General features: G+C 63.6%; 21 protein-coding genes. 6 read left to right on the top strand and 15 right to left on the bottom strand.

All coding sequences use genetic code 11. The features are described 5' to 3' along the window. Positions 1-328 precede the first annotated feature (328 nt). On the top strand, positions 329-922 hold the full coding sequence (locus tag ACYG97_RS24755) for a hypothetical protein (protein ID WP_286461242.1): 594 nt from the start codon (positions 329-331) through the stop codon (positions 920-922). 358 nt (positions 923-1,280) lie between these two features. Here the strand turns inward: ACYG97_RS24755 and ACYG97_RS24750 are convergent, their stop codons facing one another. Beyond that, positions 1,281-1,478 (bottom strand): hypothetical protein, encoded by a 198-nt coding sequence (locus tag ACYG97_RS24750; RefSeq protein WP_460221612.1) that lies wholly within the window; start codon positions 1,476-1,478, stop codon positions 1,281-1,283. Positions 1,479-1,681: 203 nt separating this feature from the next. Beyond that, complete coding sequence (locus ACYG97_RS24745) at positions 1,682-2,785, bottom strand: LacI family DNA-binding transcriptional regulator (protein ID WP_031261963.1); 1,104 nt, start codon at positions 2,783-2,785, stop codon at positions 1,682-1,684. Positions 2,786-3,365: 580 nt separating this feature from the next. Here ACYG97_RS24745 and ACYG97_RS24740 point away from each other — a divergent pair. The 3 genes from ACYG97_RS24740 to ACYG97_RS24730 all read left to right on the top strand — a co-directional run bounded on the left by ACYG97_RS24740 (position 3,366) and on the right by ACYG97_RS24730 (position 7,020). After that, a complete protein-coding gene (locus tag ACYG97_RS24740; RefSeq protein WP_023672352.1) occupies positions 3,366-4,328 on the top strand; it encodes a sugar-binding protein in 963 nt (320 codons plus the stop codon). A gap of 122 nt (positions 4,329-4,450) precedes the next feature. Next, positions 4,451-5,989 carry a sugar ABC transporter ATP-binding protein gene (locus tag ACYG97_RS24735; protein WP_352520620.1) on the top strand — a complete coding sequence of 513 codons (1,539 nt, stop codon included), beginning with the start codon at positions 4,451-4,453 and terminating at the stop codon, positions 5,987-5,989. A 44-nt stretch (positions 5,990-6,033) separates the two neighbouring features. Continuing rightward, the gene (locus ACYG97_RS24730; RefSeq protein ID WP_023672350.1) at positions 6,034-7,020 is read left to right on the top strand and encodes an ABC transporter permease; all 987 of its coding nucleotides are present in this window, start codon (positions 6,034-6,036) and stop codon (positions 7,018-7,020) included. A 2-nt stretch (positions 7,021-7,022) separates the two neighbouring features. Here the strand turns inward: ACYG97_RS24730 and phnN are convergent, their stop codons facing one another. The 10 genes from phnN to ACYG97_RS24680 form a co-directional block, all read right to left on the bottom strand. After that, positions 7,023-7,652, bottom strand: coding sequence for a phosphonate metabolism protein/1,5-bisphosphokinase (PRPP-forming) PhnN (gene phnN, locus ACYG97_RS24725; RefSeq protein WP_023732707.1), 630 nt, complete (start codon positions 7,650-7,652; stop codon positions 7,023-7,025). After that, positions 7,649-8,803 carry an alpha-D-ribose 1-methylphosphonate 5-triphosphate diphosphatase gene (locus ACYG97_RS24720; RefSeq protein WP_023732708.1) on the bottom strand — a complete coding sequence of 385 codons (1,155 nt, stop codon included), beginning with the start codon at positions 8,801-8,803 and terminating at the stop codon, positions 7,649-7,651. Before ACYG97_RS24720 ends, phnN begins: the two co-directional genes overlap by 4 nt. Positions 8,804-8,818: 15 nt before the next feature. After that, entirely contained in the window at positions 8,819-9,544 is a 726-nt protein-coding gene (locus ACYG97_RS24715) for a DUF1045 domain-containing protein (protein ID WP_023732709.1), read from the bottom strand. Positions 9,545-9,697: 153 nt separating this feature from the next. Then, positions 9,698-10,510 (bottom strand): 5-deoxy-glucuronate isomerase, encoded by an 813-nt coding sequence (gene iolB / locus ACYG97_RS24710; RefSeq protein ID WP_023732710.1) that lies wholly within the window; start codon positions 10,508-10,510, stop codon positions 9,698-9,700. A gap of 179 nt (positions 10,511-10,689) precedes the next feature. After that, entirely contained in the window at positions 10,690-10,938 is a 249-nt protein-coding gene (locus ACYG97_RS24705) for a hypothetical protein (RefSeq protein ID WP_023694642.1), read from the bottom strand. Between the two features lie 9 nt (positions 10,939-10,947). Beyond that, complete coding sequence (gene iolE, locus ACYG97_RS24700; RefSeq protein WP_023732711.1) at positions 10,948-11,865, bottom strand: myo-inosose-2 dehydratase; 918 nt, start codon at positions 11,863-11,865, stop codon at positions 10,948-10,950. A 148-nt stretch (positions 11,866-12,013) separates the two neighbouring features. Then, positions 12,014-13,864 carry a 3D-(3,5/4)-trihydroxycyclohexane-1,2-dione acylhydrolase (decyclizing) gene (gene iolD, locus ACYG97_RS24695; RefSeq protein WP_352609069.1) on the bottom strand — a complete coding sequence of 617 codons (1,851 nt, stop codon included), beginning with the start codon at positions 13,862-13,864 and terminating at the stop codon, positions 12,014-12,016. A 33-nt stretch (positions 13,865-13,897) separates the two neighbouring features. Continuing rightward, on the bottom strand, positions 13,898-15,832 hold the full coding sequence (locus ACYG97_RS24690) for a bifunctional 5-dehydro-2-deoxygluconokinase/5-dehydro-2-deoxyphosphogluconate aldolase (protein ID WP_023732712.1): 1,935 nt from the start codon (positions 15,830-15,832) through the stop codon (positions 13,898-13,900). 249 nt (positions 15,833-16,081) lie between these two features. Beyond that, positions 16,082-16,417 carry a hypothetical protein gene (locus ACYG97_RS24685; RefSeq protein WP_023732713.1) on the bottom strand — a complete coding sequence of 112 codons (336 nt, stop codon included), beginning with the start codon at positions 16,415-16,417 and terminating at the stop codon, positions 16,082-16,084. A 233-nt stretch (positions 16,418-16,650) separates the two neighbouring features. Beyond that, positions 16,651-17,496: a MurR/RpiR family transcriptional regulator gene (locus tag ACYG97_RS24680; RefSeq protein ID WP_023714510.1), complete on the bottom strand. Its 846-nt coding sequence runs from the start codon at positions 17,494-17,496 to the stop codon at positions 16,651-16,653. Positions 17,497-17,709: 213 nt separating this feature from the next. On the opposite strand from ACYG97_RS24680, the gene ACYG97_RS24675 reads away from it, so the two are divergent. Then, positions 17,710-18,819 carry a Gfo/Idh/MocA family protein gene (locus tag ACYG97_RS24675; protein WP_023732714.1) on the top strand — a complete coding sequence of 370 codons (1,110 nt, stop codon included), beginning with the start codon at positions 17,710-17,712 and terminating at the stop codon, positions 18,817-18,819. Positions 18,820-18,827: 8 nt separating this feature from the next. Here the strand turns inward: ACYG97_RS24675 and ACYG97_RS24670 are convergent, their stop codons facing one another. Beyond that, positions 18,828-19,526 (bottom strand): helix-turn-helix transcriptional regulator, encoded by a 699-nt coding sequence (locus ACYG97_RS24670; protein ID WP_023672341.1) that lies wholly within the window; start codon positions 19,524-19,526, stop codon positions 18,828-18,830. Between the two features lie 126 nt (positions 19,527-19,652). Here ACYG97_RS24670 and ACYG97_RS24665 point away from each other — a divergent pair, with 126 nt between their 5' ends. Next, positions 19,653-20,288: a LysE family translocator gene (locus tag ACYG97_RS24665; RefSeq protein WP_023732715.1), complete on the top strand. Its 636-nt coding sequence runs from the start codon at positions 19,653-19,655 to the stop codon at positions 20,286-20,288. Between the two features lie 113 nt (positions 20,289-20,401). Here ACYG97_RS24665 and ACYG97_RS24660 read toward each other — a convergent pair whose 3' ends face one another. Next, the gene (locus tag ACYG97_RS24660; protein ID WP_023732716.1) at positions 20,402-20,917 is read right to left on the bottom strand and encodes an SRPBCC domain-containing protein; all 516 of its coding nucleotides are present in this window, start codon (positions 20,915-20,917) and stop codon (positions 20,402-20,404) included. Further along, positions 20,895-21,254: an ArsR/SmtB family transcription factor gene (locus tag ACYG97_RS24655; RefSeq protein ID WP_023687408.1), complete on the bottom strand. Its 360-nt coding sequence runs from the start codon at positions 21,252-21,254 to the stop codon at positions 20,895-20,897. The genes ACYG97_RS24660 and ACYG97_RS24655 overlap by 23 nt, the downstream gene beginning before the upstream one ends. Between the last annotated feature and the right edge of the window lie 68 nt (positions 21,255-21,322).

The raw sequence follows: 21,322 nt of genomic DNA, 5'->3' as shown, positions 1-21,322 counted from the left end.
TTTTCTGCAGTACGAGCCCCATTCTCGAGGGTCCATTCTCCACCGCAGCCTAGCGAAGCGGCGTCGCAAGATGGCCTGAGGCATGCGCCCGGTAAATTCCCGCATGCGAGCACTCGTCCTGCCTGTCTAAGGTTCCGAGTCTAACCGCAAATCCTCGATTTTTTCCGCCAATTCCAAAATATATATTCCGGTCGCCGCAAGAAGCCATAACAACGATTCCCAATACTACCTATTCTTGCAGAAACTAAAAACGCTACACTCGCGTAATCATATTGGTAACGGATGCTGTTCAACCTGCGTCCAGGCAACCAACACGGGGAGCGTCATTATGGATTTCTTTAAAAGTTTAACAAAGGCCTTGGCCGGTGGCGCTGTTGCCGTGGCTTTGTGCTTTCCGGCTGGCGCGGGCGGGCTCAGTGTGGGCATCGGCGGCAGCGGTGGGGTGGGCGTCTCGGTCGGCGGCAGTGGCGGCGGGCTTGGCGTCGGCGTCTCGGTCGGCGGCAGCAAGGGCGCCAATGTCGGCGCAACGGTCGGCGGCACCAGCGGCACCACCGCCAGTGTCGGCGCTACGGTTGGCGGCACCAGCGGCGTTGCGGCCGGCGTCGGCGCATCGGTGGGCACGGGCGTCGGGGTCGGGGTCGGCGCAACCGTCGGCAGCGGTGTCGGGGTCGGCGCCGGTGTCGGGGTGGGCAATGGGGTGACGGCCGGGGTCGGGGTCGGCATTGGCGCACCGACCGCGCCCACCAGCCCTCGGGATCCCAACACGCCGGCGGTGCCGACGCGACCGGCGGTGGTTGCCATCAGCGCCATGTCGGCCGGCCAGATCGCCAAGATGAAGAAACGCTGCGCCAGCGTGCTCAGCGGCAAGGGCACCTACGACCGGGACCTGAAGGAGCTCTGCCGGATATTGGCGCGGCGCTGAGTACCGCAACATCGCATGTGCCGTGGGGCATCAGTCTCTCAGCCAGCCCCAATGCCGCAAGGTGGCGGGCATTCTTAGGGAGCGAGCTTTGCCGAGCGGTTCAGCGTTTCGCGGAAAGGCGGAACCGGTCAGGCTGTGCGCTTTCATCGGCGGCATTCTGCATGGCTTGGTCACCGAGCCGAAGGAAGCGCGCCGCCCGGTTGCGGCCTTAATCTGACCTCTACCGTCCGTCCGGTCACCCGTTTGGGCCGGCTCGAAGATTCGCCTCTGGCCTTTTGTATCACCCGCTCTAGCTGCATTGTGTTAGGCTCGTCATGTTAGCCTTGTCTTGCTGATGGAGGTTTTGATGGATCGGCGATCATTCTTGACAGCATTGTTTGGCGTTGCGGGGGCCGCGGCGCTTGCTACCGCGGTTCGGCCTCTCGAGGCCGTGGCCGGGGTTCCCAATGTCGGTAACGGCATTCTCGATGAACTCGACAAGCAGGATGCCAATTCGTTTGATGACGACGAAGGCGCTGGCGATGTTGAGCAGATCTCGCATCGGCGATGGCACCATCGTCGCCACCACAGGCGGCATGTCTGGAGACGGCACTGCCGCACGTTCTGGCGGCATGGCCGGCTGCGCCGGCGCTGCTATCGCAGGCGCTCCTTTGTCGTCTTGCGGTTCTAACCGCGGCACGTTCCCGGATAGTCCCTGCCCTGAGGCGCAACCACCAAACAGACCCATCCCGATTTGCATCGGGATGGATTGGTTCAGCTTTATCCAGCCACAGCTGCCACCGACTCCCGCTCGACCAGCGGGCATTCCAGCTTGGTGATGGGATAGCGGCCGCGGCCGGCAGGCGGCGGCACTTCGAGCTGTTCGATCGCCCATTGGCCCATCGCCATGTGCGGCAGGATCGATGTCGTCAGCGGCGGGAACAGATGGCGGGCGATCTCCTCGTCGTCATAGCCGACGACGGAGATGTCCTGCGGGATGTGCAGGCCCGCCTCCTTCAGCGCTTCGTAACAGCCGATGGCCGTGCGGTCGTTCTGGCAGAAGATAGCGGTCGGACGCTCTTTCAGCGCCAAAAGCTTCACGGTCGCCGCGTAGCCGGCGCTCGCCGACCAGTCGCCCTCGACCACCAGTTCGGGATCGAACGGGATGTCGGCGGTGGCGAGCGCCCTGCGGTAGCCTTTGAGGCGGTCCTGCGCGGCCTGCATCCACGGCTCGCCGGTGATGGTGGCGATGCGGCGGTGGCCGTGGCCGATCAGATGCCGGGTCGAGTTCTGGCCGCCGGCGATCTCGGACGGCACCACGGCCGGGAAGGCATAATCGGCCGTGTAGCAGTTGAGCAGGATGACCGGGATGTCGAGGCCGTAGAGGAAGTCCGGTGCCGTGATCTCGCGGGTGAAGATGGTCATGTAGACCAGCGCCGAGATGCCGCGCCTGGTGAGCGCCGTAATGGCGCGCGGCTCCATGACGGCGTCGCCCATGGTCTGCGCCACGAGCAACACATTGCCGGCGTTCCACGATGCCTGGCGCGCGCCCTCGATGGCGACAACGGCTTCCGGGCTTGTCGCCAGCTGGTCGACAGCGAAACCGATGACACCGTCAAGTCCATCGAAGGCGGCAACAGCTTTGCGCAGCGCCGAGAAGGCGGGTGCTGCGTAGCCGAGCGCACGCGCGGCGTCGATCACCCGCTCGCGCGTCTGCTGCGACAGCCGGATGCCGGGCGAATCGTTGAGCACGAAAGAGACGGTCGCCTGCGAGCAACCGGCTGCCCTGGCAATGTCGGTCATGGTGACGCGGCCGCCCTTGGCAGCTCTCGCCGGCGCCTTGCGCCGCTTCGCCGTGTCGTCCGGATCCCTCGTCTCGCTCATGGCATTGCGTCCCAATCCCCAGCCTGTCTAGTCGCAAGCCTGCCACACCGACAAGATGGTGTCGCGCCGTCGACCAATGGAAATAGTCGAAGGCGATTATCTTTATTAGCAGTTTTGAAGTTCCCCGCCATGCCGCTGCGGGCTGCGTGAAATTCAAGGACTGCAAGGCATCTGCTTGCGCGAAGCCGTGCTGCACCTGTTCGGGCAAACTAGACCTAGGGCCACCGCCGAGTGTCCGCGCGAGACCTCTGCTAATAGTGTTTACTAATACAAAACGACGCTGTAACGTCAATCCGCCGTGTCCGGTCAGGTGGGACCCGTGCGGCGAGAAGTGCACGTGAATGGCCCGATGGCGAGCGGGGTTTGCCTCCGCAAGCTTGGTCTCGGACATGTGATATGTCAGACAAATCAGACTATTTACGAGCACGGGATGAGTCTCTAAAGTCCGTGATCGCGACCGACGACGCCATTCTTCAGCGCCGGGAACCCCTGAGGAGGAGGGCGTCCAAATCGCGAGCGGCAAGTCAGTGAATGCAAGATCGGTTCAGTCCGACGACTGAGCCAAAACGGGAGGTTGAACATGAAATCCTTGATACGACATGCATCCGTGGCCACCGCAGCCCTGCTGCTTGGCCTGACCGCGACAGCCATTGCGCGCGCCGACGACAAGCCGACGCTGGCCTTCGTCGTCAACGGCGCTTCCGATTTCTGGAAGGCCGCCGAAGCCGGCGTCAAGAAGGCGCAGGCCGAATTGCCCGACTACAATCTCGAACTCAAATATCCCGAGCAGTCCTCGGTCGCCATCCAGCAGCGGCTGATGGACGATCTGGTGACCGCCGGCGTCAAGGGCATCATGGTCTCGGCCGTCGATCCCAAGACCTCGACCGACGGCCTGAACAAGATCGCGTCGGAAACGGCGCTGTTCACCACCGACTCCGATGCCCCGCAGACCAAGCGCGTTGCCTATATCGGCTCGTCCAATGTCGACGCCGGCAAGCAGGCGGCCGAGATCGCCAAGAAAGCGATGCCGGACGGCGGCAAGTGCCTCGGCTTCGTCGGGCTGCTCGGCGCCGACAATGCCAAGGAACGCATCCAGGGCATGAAGGACGGCCTCGCCGGCAGCAAGATCGAACTGGTGGACGTGCGCGGCGACGACATCGACCAGGCGCGCGCCAAGAAGAATGTCGAGGACGCGCTGGTCGCCAGCCCCGACATCACCTGCATGGTCGGCTTCTATTCCTACAACACGCCGCGCATCTATGAAGCGCTGCGCGACGCCGGCAAGCTCGGCTCGATCACCGTCGTCGGCTTCGATGACGATCCGATCACGCTGGGCGGCGTCAAGGAAGGCACCGTGGCGGCGACCGTCGTGCAGCAGCCCTTCGAATGGGCCTATCAGGGCATGAAGCTGATGGCCGCCTATCTCAAGGGCGACAAATCAGGCATTCCGGAAGGCGGCCTGATCATCATCCCGACCAAGATCATCGGTAAGGACGATGTCGACACCTATGCCGCCAATCTAAAGGCGATGTCCGGAAACTGAGACCACGAGCAGTTGCGCCGGCTCAGGGTTCGCCTTGAGCCGGCGATCGTGTTGACGGGCCGGCCAAGGCCCGTCAGTCTGTAGCCCACCGGCTGCTGGCAAGCCTGATCAAATATGGCGTGATGAATTATTCCGACCCATCCATCGTCGCAACCACCCCGTTCCTCGGCCTCGAGAACGTGCGCAAGACCTATCCGGGCGTGGTGGCGCTGGATGGTTTTTCCATGGAGGTCAGGCCGGGAGAGGTGATCGGCTTGGTCGGCGAAAACGGCGCCGGCAAGTCGACCTTGATGAAGATCCTCGGCGGCGTCACCAGGCCGGACAGCGGCGCCATCACCGTCGACGGCGTTGCGCATGACGGGCTCACCGTCGAAGGCAGCCTGGGGTCGGGCATCGCCTTCGTCCACCAGGAACTCAATCTGTTCGAAAACCTCGATGTTGCCGCCAATATCTTCTTCGGCCGCGAGCCGTTGCGCGGCGGGCCGCTGAGATTGGTCGACCGCGCCAAGCTGCGCGAAATGGTGGCGCCGCTGCTGAAGCGTGTCGGCGCCAACTTTTCCGCCGATACGCCGGTTGCCTCGCTGTCGCTTGCCCAGCAGCAGATGGTCGAGATCGCCAAGGCGCTGTCGATCAAGGCACGGCTGGTCATCCTCGACGAGCCGACATCGAGCCTGCCGCTTGCCGAAACCGACAAGCTGCTCGACGTCATCAAGGCGCTGAAGGCCGATGGCATCAGCGTCATCTTCATTTCGCACCGGCTGCATGAGGTCGAGCGCGTCGCCGACCGCGTCGTGGTGCTGCGCGACGGCATGCTGGCCGGCACCTTGCCGAAGAGCGCCATCAACCACGACCAGATGGTCAAGCTGATGATCGGCCGCATGCTGAAGGAGCGCGAGAAGGCCTCCGAGGCGGCGCGGGCGCCGGGCGCCACGGCTCTCTCGGCCAAAGCCATCCGCACCCCCGCCTACCCTGCCCGGCCGGTCGACCTCGACATCAGGCGCGGTGAAATCCTCGGCCTCGCCGGCCTTGTCGGCTCCGGCCGCACCGAACTGGCGCGGGTGTTCTTCGGCATCGACAGCACGCTTGGCGGTGGGCTCGAACTCGGCGGCAAGCCGCTTGTACTGGGTTCGGCGGCCGATGCGGTCGCGCATGGCATTTTCCTGGTTCCGGAAGACCGCAAGCTGACCGGCATTTTGCTTGACCTGTCGATCGCGCAGAACATCTCGCTGCCCAACCTGCCGGCGCATGCGAAGCGTAGACTGGTGTCGGCAAGCTCCGAGGCCGCCACCGCAGAGAAGCAGAAGACGAATCTCGGCATCAAAGCGCCGTCGGTGCAGACGCGAACCGGCACGCTGTCGGGCGGCAACCAGCAGAAGGTGGTGCTGGGCAAATGGCTGGCGATGAACCCGAAGGTGATGATCCTCGATGAGCCGACGCGCGGCATCGATATCGGCGCCAAGGCCGAGATTTACGGGCTGATGCGAGCCTTGGCCGATGCCGGCGTCGCCGTGCTGATGATCTCCAGCGACATGGAAGAGGTGATCGGCGTGTCCGACCGCATCGCCGTCATGCATGAGGGCCAGATCTCGGGCATTCTCGACAAGGAACAATTCAGCCAGGAAAACGTGCTGTTGCTGGCGGTCGGCAAGCCGGCAAACTAGCGGGCTTCAGGCGATTGCCGGTCCGGCGCATTGGGGAGAAGACGATGAGCAAAAAAGATCTCGGCCTGCTGATCCTGATCCTGGTGGTCGGCGCCGTGGTGACCGCCATCAACCCGCGCTTCCTTTTGCCGATCAACCTCGCCAACACCTCGAACCTGATCGGCCTGTTCGGGATCCTCGCCATCGGCCAGGCCTTCGTCATCATCACGGGCGGCATCGAATTGTCGGTGGGGTCGCTGGTGGCGCTGCTCGGCACGCTGTTCATCGATTTCATCGCTGTGCGCGACATGCCATGGCCGCTGGCGCTGCCGCTGATCCTGGTGCTGGGCGGCATCATCGGGCTGGCGCATGGCTGGCTGATCACAAGGCTGAAATTGCAGCCCTTCGTGGTGACGCTGTGCGGCCTTTTGATCTATCGCGGGGTCGCCCGTTTCTATACCGCCGACGGCACCGCCGGCTTCGCCTTCGGCCAGAATTTTCCCGAGCTCGAATTCCTCACCGCGGGCCGCAGCTATGGCGTGCCCAACAGTTTCATCGCACTGATCGTCATTTCGATCGTCATGTGGGTGGTGCTGCACCGCTCGGTGTTCGGACGCTACCTCTATGCCATCGGCAAGAACGAAGAGGCGGCTAAATATTCGGGCATCCGCACCGGCCGCGTCGTGATGGCCGCCTATGTCATCTGCGGCGTTCTGACGGCGCTGTCGGCGATCTATTTCGCCATGTACACGCGCTCGATCTCGCCGGCCAGCCACGGCCAGTTCTACGAACTCTACGCCATTGCCGCCGCCGTGCTCGGCGGCTTCTCGCTGCGCGGCGGCGAAGGCTCGCTGGTTGGCGTCATCCTGGGCACCGTGCTGCTGCAGGAGTTGCAGAACCTGGTCAATCTGCTCGGCATCCCGTCCTCGCTCAACTTCGCGGTGATGGGCGGCGTGATCCTGATTGGCGTGCTGGTCGACCAGCAATGGGGCGTGTTCCGCGCAAGGCGGCTGATGCTCGATGCCAGCCGCAAGACTGTCGCGGCCGAGTAGCGCTACATCACGCCGGAGATATCCGAGAAGGCCATCGCCTTGCGCAGCACCTCGGCGAAGCGTTCTCCGGCGGCTTCGCGCTGGCCGCCGTTGTCGATGGAGGTGACACCGGGTCCGGACAAAGCGACATTGGCGCTGCGGGCGAGCCGAGCCAGCACTTCGCCGCGCGATTCGCGGCCGCGCTGGGCGAGACGCTCGGCGAGGATTTCCGGCGAAGCGGTGATCTCGACGACAGCCAGATTGGCATAGCGCTCCCGCAGCACCGGGATGACTGCGCGCGAGACATTGGCCACGGCGACATGGCCATTGGCTATCGACCAGTCGACATCGGCCGGGATGCCATAGCGCAGGCCGTGCGCCTCCCAGGAAATGGCGAAAGCGCCGTCGGCCTGGGCCTCGGCAAAGGCGGCGTCGGCCAGCGTGTCGTGATCCTCGCTTGCGGCGTCGCTCGGCCTGGTGATGACCCGGCGGACGAACTCCAGCCTCGTCTCGTCGGCAAACAAGGTGCGGGCATAGCCGATTACCGCATCCTTGCCGGCGCCGCTCGGGCCGACGACGGCGACAAACACGCCGTTGCGGAGCGGAAAGGCCTCGCTGCTGAGTTCGCGCTCGATCGACGCCGAGACCATCAGGCGACCCGGCGCCCTTGGCGCCAGACAGTGCGCACGACCGGCACATGGTCGTCGACGCGCACACGCACCAGATCGGCGCGGCGGCCCTGTTCGATGACGCCGCGGTCGTTGAGGCCGATCGCCTCGGCCGGATTCTTCGACACCATCGCAACCGCCTGCGGCAGGGAAATGCCCTCGACGACGTCGCCGAGGAAGAAGGCCGACTGGATCAGGCTGAAGGGAATGTAGTCGGACGACAATATGTCGAGCAGGCCGTCGCCGGCCAGCGTGCGGGCCGAGACATTGCCCGAATGCGAGGAGCCGCGCATGACGTTGGGCGCGCCCATCAGTACGCCGAGCCCGGCATCCTTCGAGGCCTTGGCGGCTTCCAGCGTGGTCGGGAATTCCGCGACGCGCACGCCCTGCTCGATCGCCTCGTCGACATGGCCTGATGTGGCGTCGTCATGGCTCGCCAGCACAATGCCCCGCTCGTTGCAGGCGGCTGATATCGCCACCCGGTTCGGTCCCGAATTCTTCGCCGATTCCGACATCCGCTTTTCGCAGAACAATTGGAAGTCGCGATCGGTCAATTTCAGCTTGCGCTGATAGTAATGGGCGTAGGTCTCGAGATTGACGAACTGACGCTGTCCCGGCGCATGGTCCATCAGCGAGGCCAGCTTGACCCGCTCGTCGCCATCGAAATTGGCGAAAGCCCGCAAGCAATCCGGCGCCGAGACCTCGCAGCGCAGGTGCAGGAAATGGTCGGCCCGCAACCGGTCTTTCGCGACGCTGTCCTCGATCGCGCCGGCGAGCTTGCGGATGTCGTCGGAGGTAATATCCGCGTCCTCGTCCATGCCGACACGCAAAGCGTCGAGCACGGTGGTGATGCCGGCGGTGGCCACCTGCGCGTCATGGGCAAGGACGGCGGCGATCGGGTTCCAGCGCACTTTCGGGCGCGGCGCATAGTGGCCTTCGAGATGGTCGGTGTGGAGCTCGACCAGACCGGGAATAATGTAGTCGCCGCCCATGTCCTCGCCAGCCATATTCCCGCCGATTTGGCCGGTGCCGGCGTCGACGCCGCAGATAAAACCGTCGCGCAGCACGAGCGACCCTTCGACGATCTCGTCGGCAAGCACGATGCGGGCGTTGTGGAGAACGGTTTCGGCGGTCATTCAGGCAGTCCTTGCTTACTCGGACGAATTGCGGTTAGCGGTTTTTCGGGCAGCGCGGCGGCCGAGCGCATGATGCGAAAGCACCATGAACGGAGCGCCCGGTTCGGTTTCGACGAACAGCGTCAGCGCATCCACCAGCACCGGCTGCTGCAGCACATCGGCGAACAGGCTGTCAATTGCCGCGCGCAGACGTTGGCTTTCCTGCGGCCCGGCCCGGCCGGACAGTGTCATGTGGAAGCGAAAGGTCTCGAACACGTAGGGGTAGCCCCACTGACAGAGATTGCGGAACTCGGCCGGCTTCAGCGAATCCGGGCTGCGCCGTTCGATTTCCGCTTCGGTGAGCGGCCCGCGAAAACGGTCGAAGCTAAGCACGACATCATCAGCGAAACGGTTGAGCGGCGGCAGCGGGCCTTCCGGCAGCAAAGCGAAGAAACCATCGATCTGGCTGACGACCAGGCGCGGGATGGTGACCGTCGGCGTTGCTTCGGCAAAGGCGTCCAGCGCCGCGCGCAGCGAGCTTTCGGTTTCGTTGGCGGCCAACCGGAAGGGCGCTTTCAGCGTCGCATGAAAACCGTAGCGCCGCGCCGATGCGGTGTGAAAGGCGACTTCGGCCGCCGACAGCTCGCCCACCGCCTCGACCGGCCTTGTGGCGGCGCCAAAGGGGTCGCGGCCCAGCCAGTTGGCGGCAATCCGGGCCAACGGCTCGTCCTGCCTTGGGGTGAAATAGATGGCGTAGCGCATCGAAAAAAATCCTCGTCAGCCCGCTGCCATAGGTGATTTCCATGACGGATTGACGAAGCTTATGCGGGTTTTCGAAGGCAAATCGACCCCATGGTCGTTAGCCGACGATTTTTCGCTGCTGGACCAACAGCTTCCGCCGCAAGCGTAGGCCGATCAGGCCTTCATCAGCCACTCGTGCTCGGGCGCGTTGTGGAACTTCCACGTCCGCTTCGGCCCGGCCATGACGTTAAGATAATAGAGGTCGTAGCCGTGGCAGGCGGCGCAGGGGTGATAGCCCTTGGGCACCAGCACAACATCGCCGTCCTCGATCGCCATGGCTTCGTCCAGCTCGCGGGCGCCGGTCTTGTCGGCGTCGGTGTAGACGCGCTGGAAGGCAAAACCCTGCGGCGGGTTGAGGCGGTGGTAGTAGGTTTCCTCAAGATAGGATTCGGCCGGCAGATTGTCCTGGTCGTGCTTGTGCGGCGGGTAGCTCGATGTGTGGCCGCCGGGCGTGATGACCTCGACGACCAGCAGCGAGTCGGCGGGCTTGCCCTCGGGCAATATGTTGGTGACGTAGCGCGTGTTGGTGCCTTTGCCCCGAGTCTCCTGGCCGAGGTCGTGGGGTGCGATGACGCGAACGGGCAAGCCGCCGCCCAGGCCCGGCGCCGAGCAGACCGCGAGTTCGAGATCGGTGTCGGCGGTGACCGACCAGTCCGAACCCTCGGGGATATAAACCGACCACGGCTTGCCATCGAAGGGCGACATGCGCTCGCCGAGCAGGCCGAGTTCCCGGCCGCCGGCCTTTGCCGTGCCCTTGCCGGTGACGAACACCAGGCAGACTTCGCGATCCTGCGTCTTGCCGGATGCGGTCTCGCCCGGCTTCAGCCGGTGCAGGTCGAAGCCGACATAGGTCCATCCGGCGCTGTTGGGCGTGACATGCGCGACGCGGCCATGGCCCTTGTCGGCTTTGACGAGCAGTTTCGACATGTTTTGTCTCCTATCGCAAGTCTTCGAGGTCGGCCTCTCAACTTCGTCATCCTAGAGCGAAGCTCCGTCGCGAAGACCCTAGGATGACGAAGCGAGGGACATTCCGGCCAATCACCGACGTAGGCGATACGCCAGGTGTCGAGTGTCCGACCCGCAAGCCCTTCCGAGCCACGGCCGCTTCATTCCTTCGGTTCGGCGTCCGCCTTCGCTTCGCCGGTCTTCGGTCGATCAGGCGTAGCCTTGCTCTCCTCCACCGGCTTGTAAAGATAGAAGAACTGCCAGACGGCGTAGGCGGCAAAGCCGAGCGCAATGATGCCCCAGAACGGGGTGCCGGAGGCGAATTCTATTCCGGCCCAGATCACGCAGACGGCGACGACGGCAACGCGCCGCCACAGCGGCCGGAAGAACGGGTGCTCGTAATCCTTCATCGGACCGGCTTACGCATTGGGAAAGCCTTGCGTCTCGACCGTGTAGCCGGCCGCCGTCATCACCCGCATCAATTCCTTGTAACCCACGTGGGCCATCTTCAGCGGCGGGTTCTTTTTCGGGTCCTGCTCGGCCTCGACGACGAACCAGCCTTCATAGCCGTGGTCGGCGAAGCGCTGCACGATGGCGCCGAAATCGAGCGAACCGTCGCCAGGCACCGTGAAGGCACCGAGCGCCACGGCGTCGAGAAAGGACTGCTTTGTGCGGTCGAGCCCGTCGATCACGCCCATGCGCACATCCTTCACATGGACATGGCTGATCCGCTTGTGGTGGTTGTCGATGGCGCGCAGCACGTCGCCGCCGGCAAAGGCGAGATGCCCTGCATCGAGCAGCAACGGAATGCCTTCGCCGGAATGGCGCATGAAGGCATCGAGCTCCGGCTCAGTCTCGACCACTGCCGCCATGTGATGGTGATAGGACAGCGGCATGCCTTGCTCGGCGCACCATTCGCCGAATTCGGTGAGGCGCCTGGCATAGGCTCTCATCTCGTCGTTCGACAATTTCGGCTTGGTGGCGAGAGGCCTGGAGCGATCGCCCTGGATCGAGCGGCCGACCTCGCCATAGACGATGCAAGGCGCATTCACCGCCTTGAACAGGTCGATCATCGGCTGGATGCGATCCTTGTTCTTGCCCATGTCCTCATCGACCAGCGTGCCGGAGAACCAGCCGCCGCACAGCGTCACGTCGGCCTTTTTCAGGATAGGCAGCATGATTTCGGGGTCATTGGGAAAGCGGCGGCCCATTTCCATGCCGGTGAAGCCGGCCGAGCGCGAGTGGCGCAGGCACTCTTCCAGCGAGACGTCGTCGCTGAGTTCGGCAAGATCGTCGTTCCACCACGCAATGGGGGACATGCCCAGTTTGGCTTTCAAGTTTTAGCTCCGGTCTCTTGTTCACCCTCCCCCTTGTGGGGAGGGTCGCTGCGAAGCAGCGGGGTGGGGGTGCGGCGCCAGACCCCCACCCGGACCTGCGGTCCGACCTCCTCACAAGGGGGAGGTAGGGGGCAGCGCTGACTTAGCATCAATCGCCGATTGTCTGCATCTGCCGCTTTTCGTCATAGGCTTTGCGCGCTGCGTTGACCTGCGGCCGTGCGGAGACTTCCGGCACCGCGACATCCCACCAATGGCCGCCGGCATCGGTGGAAATCAGCGGGTCGGTGTCGATGACCAGCACGGTGGTGCGGTCGTTGGTTTTCGATTTTTGCAGCGCGGTCTCCAGGCCGGTGATCGACGGCACCTTCTCGGCAATAGCGCCCATGCTCGCCGCATGCGCGGCGAAGTCGATGTCGGGCAGGATCTCGTGGCGCGCGTCCTTCAGGAGGTTGTTGAAGTTGGCGCCGCCGGTGGCCATCTGCAGCCGGTTGATGCAGCCATAACCCCTGTTGTCGAGCACCACTATGGTCAGCTTCAGGCCGAGCATCACCGACGTGGCGATTTCGGAATTCATCATGAGGTATGAGCCGTCCCCGACCATGACGACGACCTCCTGGTCGGGCTTGGCCATCTTGGCGCCGAGCCCGCCGGCAATCTCGTAGCCCATGGTCGAGAAGCCATATTCGCCATGGTACGAGCCGGGCGCGCCTGCCTGCCAGAGCTTGTGCAACTCGCCCGGCAGGCCGCCCGACGCATTCAGCAGCGTTACGCCGGACCCGAGCGCGCGCTGCACGGCGCCGATCACCTGCGCGTCCGAAGGGAAGGCGGCGTTGGTCGACGCCGTCACCTTGGAGGCTTCGGCCTGCCAGGCCTTCTTGCCTTGGGTCGCATTGTCGGTCCATGTCGCCGGTGCTTTCCACTTCCCCAGCGCAGCACCGAGTTCGGCGAGCCCTTCGGCCGCATCGGCGACCAGCGGCAGCGCGCGGTGCTTGCCGGCGTCGAAAGGCTGCACGTTGAGCCCGATGATGGTCTTGCCGGAGTTCTTGAACAGCGCCCACGAGCCGGTGGTGAAATCCTGCAGGCGGGTGCCGATGGCGAGCACGACATCGGCTTCTTCCGCCAGCCGGTTGGCCGCGGACGTGCCGGTGACGCCGACCGCCGCCATGTTGAGCGGATGTGTGTCGGGCAGCGAGGATTTGCCGCCTTGCGTCTCGCAGACCGGAATGCCGGCGCTCTCGGCGAATTTCGCCAGTTCATCCGAAGCCTGCGAATACAGCACGCCGCCGCCGGCGATGATCAGCGGTTTTTTCGCACCCTTCAGCGCGGTGACCGCCGCCGCCAATTCATGCCGGTCCGGACGCGGACGGCGCTGGTGCCAGACGCGCTCGGCGAAAAAGCTCTCGGGATAGTCATAGGCCTCGGCCTGCACGTCCTGGCAGAGCGACAGCGTCACCGGGCCGCATTCCGCCGGATCGGTCAGCACCTGCATGGTCCGCGCCAATGCCGGGATGATCTGCTCGGGACGGGTGATGCGGTCGAAATAGCGCGACACCGGACGGAAGCAGTCATTGACCGTCGCGGTGCCGTCGGAAAAGTCCTCGGCCTGCTGCAGCACCGGGTCGGGAATGCGGTTGGCGAAGACATCGCCCGGCAAAAACAGGACGGGCAACCTGTTTACATGGGCGAGCGCCGCCGCCGTCACCATGTTGAGCGCACCGGGGCCGATCGAAGAGGTCGCGGCCATGAAGCGGCGGCGGAAATTGGCCTTGCCATAGGCGATCGCCGCATGCGCCATCGCCTGCTCATTGTGGGCGCGGAAGGTCGGCAATTCGTCGCGCAGCTGGTACAGCGCCTCGCCGATGCCGGCGACATTGCCGTGACCGAAGATCGCCCACACACCGCCGAAGATGGGCACTCGTCTGCCGTCGATCTCGGTCATCTGCTTGCTCAGAAAGCGGGTCAGCGCCTGCGCCATCGTCAGGCGGATTGTCTTGCTCATGGTGTTTTCCTCCGCAGTCCTCTTGCCGCGCCTTTATGCTGCTTTACGGCCACGCGCGGCAAGCCACGCTTCGGTCAACTGTTCGAAGCGCGCGGCCATGTCGGCGATAGCCTCGTCATCCGTCATCTTGCCCGCCAGCCATTGTTCGGCGGCGTGGACGAAGATGGTGCGGCCGACGGCAAAGCCCTTGACGATCGGTGCCTTGGCGGTGGCGGCAAAGGCCGCTTCCAGTTCGTCCTGCGGCGCTTCGAGACCCAGCAGCACGACGCCACGACACCAGGGATCGTGCTTCAGGATCACCGCTTCGATCTTGGCCCAGGCGCCGGCCGACGCCTGCGGTTCGAGCTTCCACCAGTCCGGCTTGATGCCAAGCGCATAGAGTTCTTCCAGGGCGCGCGGGATGGTCGTTTCGTCGAGCTTGCCGTGCTTGCCGGCGATGATCTCGACCAGAAGCTCCCGGCCGACCTTCCGCGCGGCTTCGAACAGCGAGCGCAGCTTCTGCTGCTGCTCTTCCTTGAGCGCTGCCGGATCGTCGGGGTGATAGAAGCACAGGCATTTGATGCAGTGGTCGACCGGCCATTCCACCAGTTGCGAGCCGATGTCCTGCGAGAACTCGAAGCGCAGCGGCCGCGAGCCCGGCAGTTCGACGGGACGGCCGAGCCAGGCAAAGGGGTGGCGGGCGAATTCGAACATCGCTTCGCGGCCATGCTTCTCGTCGATCAGCATGCCATAGCCGTCGCGGCCGGCGGCGACTTTCGCCGCAGCCTTGACCGCCAGCACCTTGAAATCGCGGATGCGCGCCGGATCGGCGCCGGTCTTTGCCGCGACGTCCTCAAGCTGCACACGGTGGTCGCAGGCGAGCGCCATCATCGAGGGGATATCGCGGCGGCGGGTCGTCGCCCAATGGATGTGGTTGATCGCCTCGTCCTTGCGCAGAGCGAGGTGCTTGCTGCCGTTCCTGAGGAAGAACTGCAATTCCTCGAAGGTCGGATATTCCGGCGCGCAGAGCAGCCGCGACACGGCGAAAGCGCCGCAGGCATTGGCCCAGGTCGCCGCTGTCGCATGATCTTCGCCACCCAGCCAGCCGCGCAGGAAACCGGACATGAAGGCATCGCCCGCGCCCAGCACATTATAGATCTCGATCGGAAAGCCCTTGCCGACGATACCGTCTTCCAGATCGTCGCTGACCGGCCCGTCATAGACGATGCAGCCCATGGCGCCGCGCTTCAGTACGATGGTTGCCTTGGACAGCGCGCGGATCGTCTTCAGCGCGCTCAGGCAATCGTCGGCGCCCGAGGCGATCATGATCTCTTCCTCGGTGCCGACGATGAGGTCGCAATCGGGCAGCACCGTCTTCAGCTGGGCTGAGACGCGGTCGGATTTGACATAGCGCTCAAAACCTTCGGCATGGCCGGCGAGCCCCCAGAGGTTGGGGCGGTAGTCGATGTCGAACACCACCTTGCCGCCCTTGGCCTTGATGATGCGGATCGCCTTGCGCTGGGCGGCGTCGCTGTTGGGCCGGGAAAAATGCGTGCCGGTGACGACGATCGAGCGGGCCGAGGCGATGAAGGCTTCATCGATGTCTTCTTCGGCGAGCGCCATGTCGGCGCAGTCGCTGCGATAAAAGATCATCGGCGAGACGCCTTCGCTCTCGACCGAAAGCAGCACCAGGGCCGTCAGCCGTTCCTGGTCGGTCTTGAGCCCATCGACATTGACGCCTTCGCGCCGCAGCTGCTCGCGGATGAAGCGGCCCATCTGCTCGTCGCCGACGCGGGTGAGCAGCGCCGAGCGCAGGCCTAGTCTCGCCGTGCCAACCGAGATGTTGGCCGGGCAGCCGCCGACCGATTTGGCAAAGGAGGTGATGTCCTCCAGCCGCGAGCCGATCTGCTGGCCGTAAAGGTCGACGGAAGCGCGACCGATGGTGATGACATCGAGCGTCGCCTGTTTGGCGTCCACGGCTTCGCTCATTGGAACCTCCCGTCGGTCTTGTTGTCTTGAGCAACGTAGTTGGGGGACACGCGCGAGCGGCAGCGTGGCGCCGGGAATATGAAATAATAATTCCAATCCATAGTCAATATGGAATGAGCATTCCTTCCTTTAAAAGTGCCGAAGAGCGATGGCTGCTGGAGACTTAGGATGGAGACCCGTTACCGCGCAACCAGATGTGGATCGAGACGAGTTTGAGGGGGAAAGCCGCCAGCCGACAAAACGATTCGGTTATGAAAAAGCACGCCAGACCACACTCCCAAGGTCGGGAGAGTAGCGGGCGATGATAGCCTCCTGATCATTTTCCTGCGTCAGAGTTACCTGCTTCCAAGTAGCGTCACCTAGCAATCGCACAAAGCGGTCAAGGTGCTCAATCTCAGTTTCTCCGCTGACTTGCCTAGGATCGAAGTCGAACTCGATTTCGACAACGGTGAAGAAGTGACATGCAAGCTGGATTGGCCCGACGTAAAAAGAAAGTAGGCTGTCTGTTTCGCTTTCCAGGGCGGCTTCGACCCCCAATGGCATCGATTCGATCTTGCCGGAGACACTGAAATTGGCGGGGTCCATTCGAGGAGGATGTCCCAGACGGCCTGCCAATCTGCCTCAGACGTGTTCAGAACGTAGATATCTCGCCATGAGCCGTCCCAAGCGAAATCCGATGCGATCTGTTCCCAATTCATGCATGAACCATTCTCGATGAACTTCGGTTCTAGCATGGCATACGGGATGATCCCTTTCCACAGATCCCAAGTCCGCATTTTCCGGACGGAAAACCGCTTCACGCCTTTTTCTGGGATTGCCTAGACCTTGCGCTTCTTTCCGGTGCTGCGCCGCTTCTCGCCGACGCCGACGGTGAGCGCCATGGCCAGCGCCATGGTGGCCGACAGCGAGCGGAAGCCGGCGAAATCGGCCTCGGCGACTTCGAACCAGACCTTGGCGAACTGCGCTAGTGGCGAAAACGAACTGTCGGTGATGGCGACGATCGGCACGCCCTGTTCGGAAATGGTGCGGGCTTCCTCGATGGTGGCCGGTGCGTAGGGCGAGAAGCTGATGGCGATGACGGCGTCGGCCGGGGTGGCGAAGGCGACCATTTCGGCATTGAGGCCGGCGGCGGATTCGATCAGCTGGTTGCGGATCTTCAGTTTGCCCAAGGCATAGGCGATATAGCTTGCCACCGGGTAGGAGCGCCGCTTGGCCAGGACATAGATGGTCTCGGCCTTGGCCAGCAGCGAGATCGCGTCTTCCAGATGCGCCTCGTCGAGCGTTCGCGAAATATCGTTGAGCGAAGTGCTGGCGGCGGCGACGAAGCCGTCGAAGATGGCTCGGTGTCCAGCACCCGCATCGGCCTTGGCGCGCAGCGCCTGAAGGCGTTCGTCATAAGAGGAATTGCGCTCGCGCAGCCGCTCGCGAAACACCTGCTGCAAGCTGGTGAAGCCGTCAAAGCCTAGTTGCTGGGCAAAGCGGATCAGGGTGGACGGCTGCACGCCCGCCGAAGCAGCGATGCTGGCGGCGGTGCCGAAGGCGATGTCATCAGGGTTGTCGAGCGCGTAGGCGGCGATCTGGGCGATGCGCTTGGGCAAGGTTTCACGGCGATCGAGGATCGTGGCGCGCAGCGTCTCGAAGTCGCGAGGTACCCGTTCGTCCATCGTCGCCCCGTCCAAGCTCATCTAGAGCATGATGCCGAAAAGTGTGCAGCGGTTTTCGGACGACATCATGCTCTCTTTAACTCAAGTGACGTCCTCTCTGCCCCATCATAGCGAGCCTGCGCAAGAAGGCCATAAAAAATGAGGCAGACATTCCATTCGGAGAAGAAATGGACTAATTCATCCATCGATCGCTTCAGGTATTGGGAGAAAGAAATGGTCGGCGTTGGTCTTATCGGCACGGGTTTCATGGGCAAATGCCACGCCATTGCGTGGAGCGCCGTCGGTGCCGTCTTTCCCGATGTCGCCAAGCCGAAGCTGGTCCATCTCGGCGAGATCAACGAGGAGCTGGCCAAGCGCAAGGCCGGTGAGTTCGGCTTCGCCAAGGCGTCGGGCGACTGGCGTGCCGTCGTCAACGACCCCGAGGTCGATATCGTCTCGCTGACCACGCCCAATCAGTTCCATCCGGAGATGGCCATCGCTATTCTCGAAGCCGGCAAGCATCTGTGGTGCGAGAAGCCGATGGCGCCGAGCTTTGCCGAAGCAGCGGCGATGGCGGCCGCGGCGAAGAAGTCCGGCAAGGTCGCAGCGCTTGGCTACAACTACATACAGAGCCCGGCCATCCGCCACATCGGCGCGCTGCTCGAGGAAAAGATCATCGGCGAGGTCAACCATCTGCGCATCGAGATGGACGAGGACTTCATGGCCGATCCGGAAGCGCTGTTCTTCTGGAAGCATGAGGCCGCATCCGGCTATGGCGCGCTCGACGATTTCGCCGTGCATCCGCTGTCGCTGGTGTCGACGCTGTTCGGCCGCGTCGCAAAGGTCATCTGCGACATGGCCAAACCCTATGTCGACCGCAAGCTGGCCAGCGGCGGCCGCCGTGCGGTGGAGACCTACGACATCGCCAGCGTTTTGATGCATCTGGAAAACGGCATTGCCGGCACGCTGCTGGTCAACCGCTCGGCCTGGGGCCGCAAGGGCCGCATCGCCATACAGATTTTCGGCTCCAAGGGATCGATCCTGTTCGACCAGGAGCGGATGAACGAAATCCAGCTCTACGTCACCGCCGATCGCCCGACCGAACAGGGCTACCGCACCATATTGGTGGCGCCGCACCACAAGCCTTACGACGCCTTCCTCCCGGCGCCGGGCCATGGGCTAGGTTTCAACGACCTCAAGATCATCGAGTGCCACGAATTGCTGACGCGGCTTGCCGGCAAGCCGGCACGGGTCATCGAATTTGCCGAAGGGCTGGAGATCGAGCGCACCGTGCACGCGATGGCGAGGTCGTTCGAGGAAAAGCGCTGGGTGGATGTGCGGTAAGATCCGCTTCAGCCGCCAGCGACAGCGTTCGCCTCCCAGCCACTGACCCAGACCTGCCGCAGGCGATCGCCTTCGCCCTTGAAGCGCAGCCCGGTCGCCCGGCAATCCGCGATGCGGTCGCTGCGGAAATTGCGGATGGCCTGGCGCAATTCGCACCAGGCGACGATGTTGGCGGTTTCTGAATAGTAGATCAGCGCGATCGGACGGATCAGCCGCTCGGAGGCGCGGCCGATTTCGTCGCGATAGGACAGGTCGAGCTTTTCCTCGTCGCGGATGGCGCGGCGCACAAGCGCCAGATCGATGGTGCCGATTGCCGGTGCTGCGAACCCCCAGACATGCAGCGCGTTGGCGTCGAACGCCTGGCGCAACGGCGGCGGCACGGCGCTGGCGATCTTGGCGCTGACGCGCTTGGCCGCCTGCTTGAGTTCGCTGTCTCCCGTGCGCTCCAGCAGGGCGAGCGACAGGACGATCGCTTCCATCTCCTCGATCGAAAACATCAGCGGCGGCAGGTCGAAGCCGGGCCGCAATATGTAGCCGATACCGCGCCCGCCTTCGATCGGCACGCGCATTGCCTGCAGTGCGGCGATGTCGCGATAGATCGAACGCATCGTGACTTCCAGCTGCCCGGCGATCATGGCTGCCGTCACCGGCTGCCGCGCCAGCCGCAGGATCTGGATAATCTCGAACAGCCGCGACGCCTTGCGCATTTCCTCTCCCTGATGAACGCTACTGACACATCCCCGTCAGTTGGGGTGATTTATTGGACTGCCTATCGGGTTGAAAATCAACGAATTCCTCAACGGCACCCCAGCAGGAAGCGACAGGCAACTGACATGAGCTACGCGGAAAATCTCTGGCTGTTCTTTATCCTGCTGTCCGGCATCATCATCGTACCCGGGATGGACATGCTGTTCGTGCTTGCCAATGCGCTCACCGGCGGCCGCGACCGGGGCCTCGCCGCCACCGCCGGCATCATGGTCGGCGGCATCGTGCACACGCTGAACGGCGCCATCGGCGTCGGCCTGCTGATGCATTTCGTACCGATCCTGTACAAGCCGCTGCTGATAGCAGGCGCCGCCTACATGGCCTTCATCGGTATTTCGCTGATGCGCAGTTCCATCACCGTCGGCCATGACGGGCTCGTCGGCAGCCGCACGGCCTGGAAGGCCTTTCGCCAGGGACTGGTGACCTGCCTGATCAACCCGAAGGCCTATCTCTTCATATTTGCCGTCTATCCGCAGTTCCTGAAGCCGGATTACGGCCCGATCTGGATGCAGGCGACGGTCATGGGCCTGCTGACGGTGGCGACTCAGGCCGCGATCTATGGCGGGCTCGCCATCACCGCCGGCCGCAGCCGCAATCTGCTGGTGGCCAACCCGCGGGCGACCGCTTTTGCGGGCCGCGCGGCCGGACTGCTGCTGTTTGCGGTCTCGGTGTTCACGGCTTGGGAGGGGCTGAGGATGGCGTGATCGCGATCAAGCGATGACGCCGCGTTTCTTCGTCTCGGCGCTGCGCTTGCGGATCACTATCCCGGTCTTTGTCGTCGAGGGCGGCAGCAACCGCGTCCCCGAGATCGACGACGTCATGACCGTCCCACGTTCGCGCCCAAGACGACGAGAAGCTCGTCCAGTTGCTCGAACGTCTCGCCCATCGCATCCGCCGCCCCGGTACCGGCCGCGTCGAGAGCCTCCTTCGAGGGATAGAGTTCGTGCATGACCAGCAGCGTCTTGCCACCCTTTTCCTCGAAGGTCAGCGTGGTGACGGGTCCACCGTCACCACCTTCCTCATTGGTCCAGACGAGGCGTGAGTGCGGTGTCACTTCGATATACCTGCCGAAGAATTCGTGAAGGTCCGAGGCGTCGTGGCCGAACACCAGGCGGTACGTGCCTCCTGTACGAGCATCCATCTCGCAGGAACGCAGGAACATGCCCATCGACTTCGGCACCCACCACTGCTTGAACAGCTCGGGCTTGGTCCACGCCTCGAACACGATGCGCGCCGGACCGTTGACTGTTCGCGTGACGACCAGCTCGCGCTCGGACTTCCGTTCGACCGTCGTGCGGTTGTTCGTGGGCTCACTCTCGGTTCTTTGGCGCATCGGCTTTCTCCTTCCGTTTCAATTCCTCGACAACCTTGTCCAACTCGTTGAAGCGTGCGTCCCAGAGCAGGCGGTGCCGCTCGATCCAGGCCGCCTCTTCCTCCAGTCCGCGCAGGCCGAGCTTGCAGGTCCGCACGCGGCCAACCTTCTGCGTGGTGACGAGCCCCGCCTGCTCCAGGACGCCGACGTGCTTCTTCATGCCCGTGAGGGTCATGTGGAACTTTCCGGCAAGCTCGGTGATCGAAGCATCTGCGCGTCCGAGCTGCTCCAGAACGCCACGCCGGGTGGCGTCCGAGAGCGCGGCGAACGAGGAGTCCAAGTCGGCATACTGAACCATATGGTTCAGTATCTAGCAGACCGGTGGCCGGGGTGCAAGGGGAGCCGCAGCGTCCTTCCCGCGCATCG

It is taken from the genome of Mesorhizobium sp. W067, from assembly GCF_054719525.1.
The sequence above is the reverse complement of the archived record's forward strand: the minus strand, read 5'-3'. Positions and strand labels throughout refer to the sequence as shown.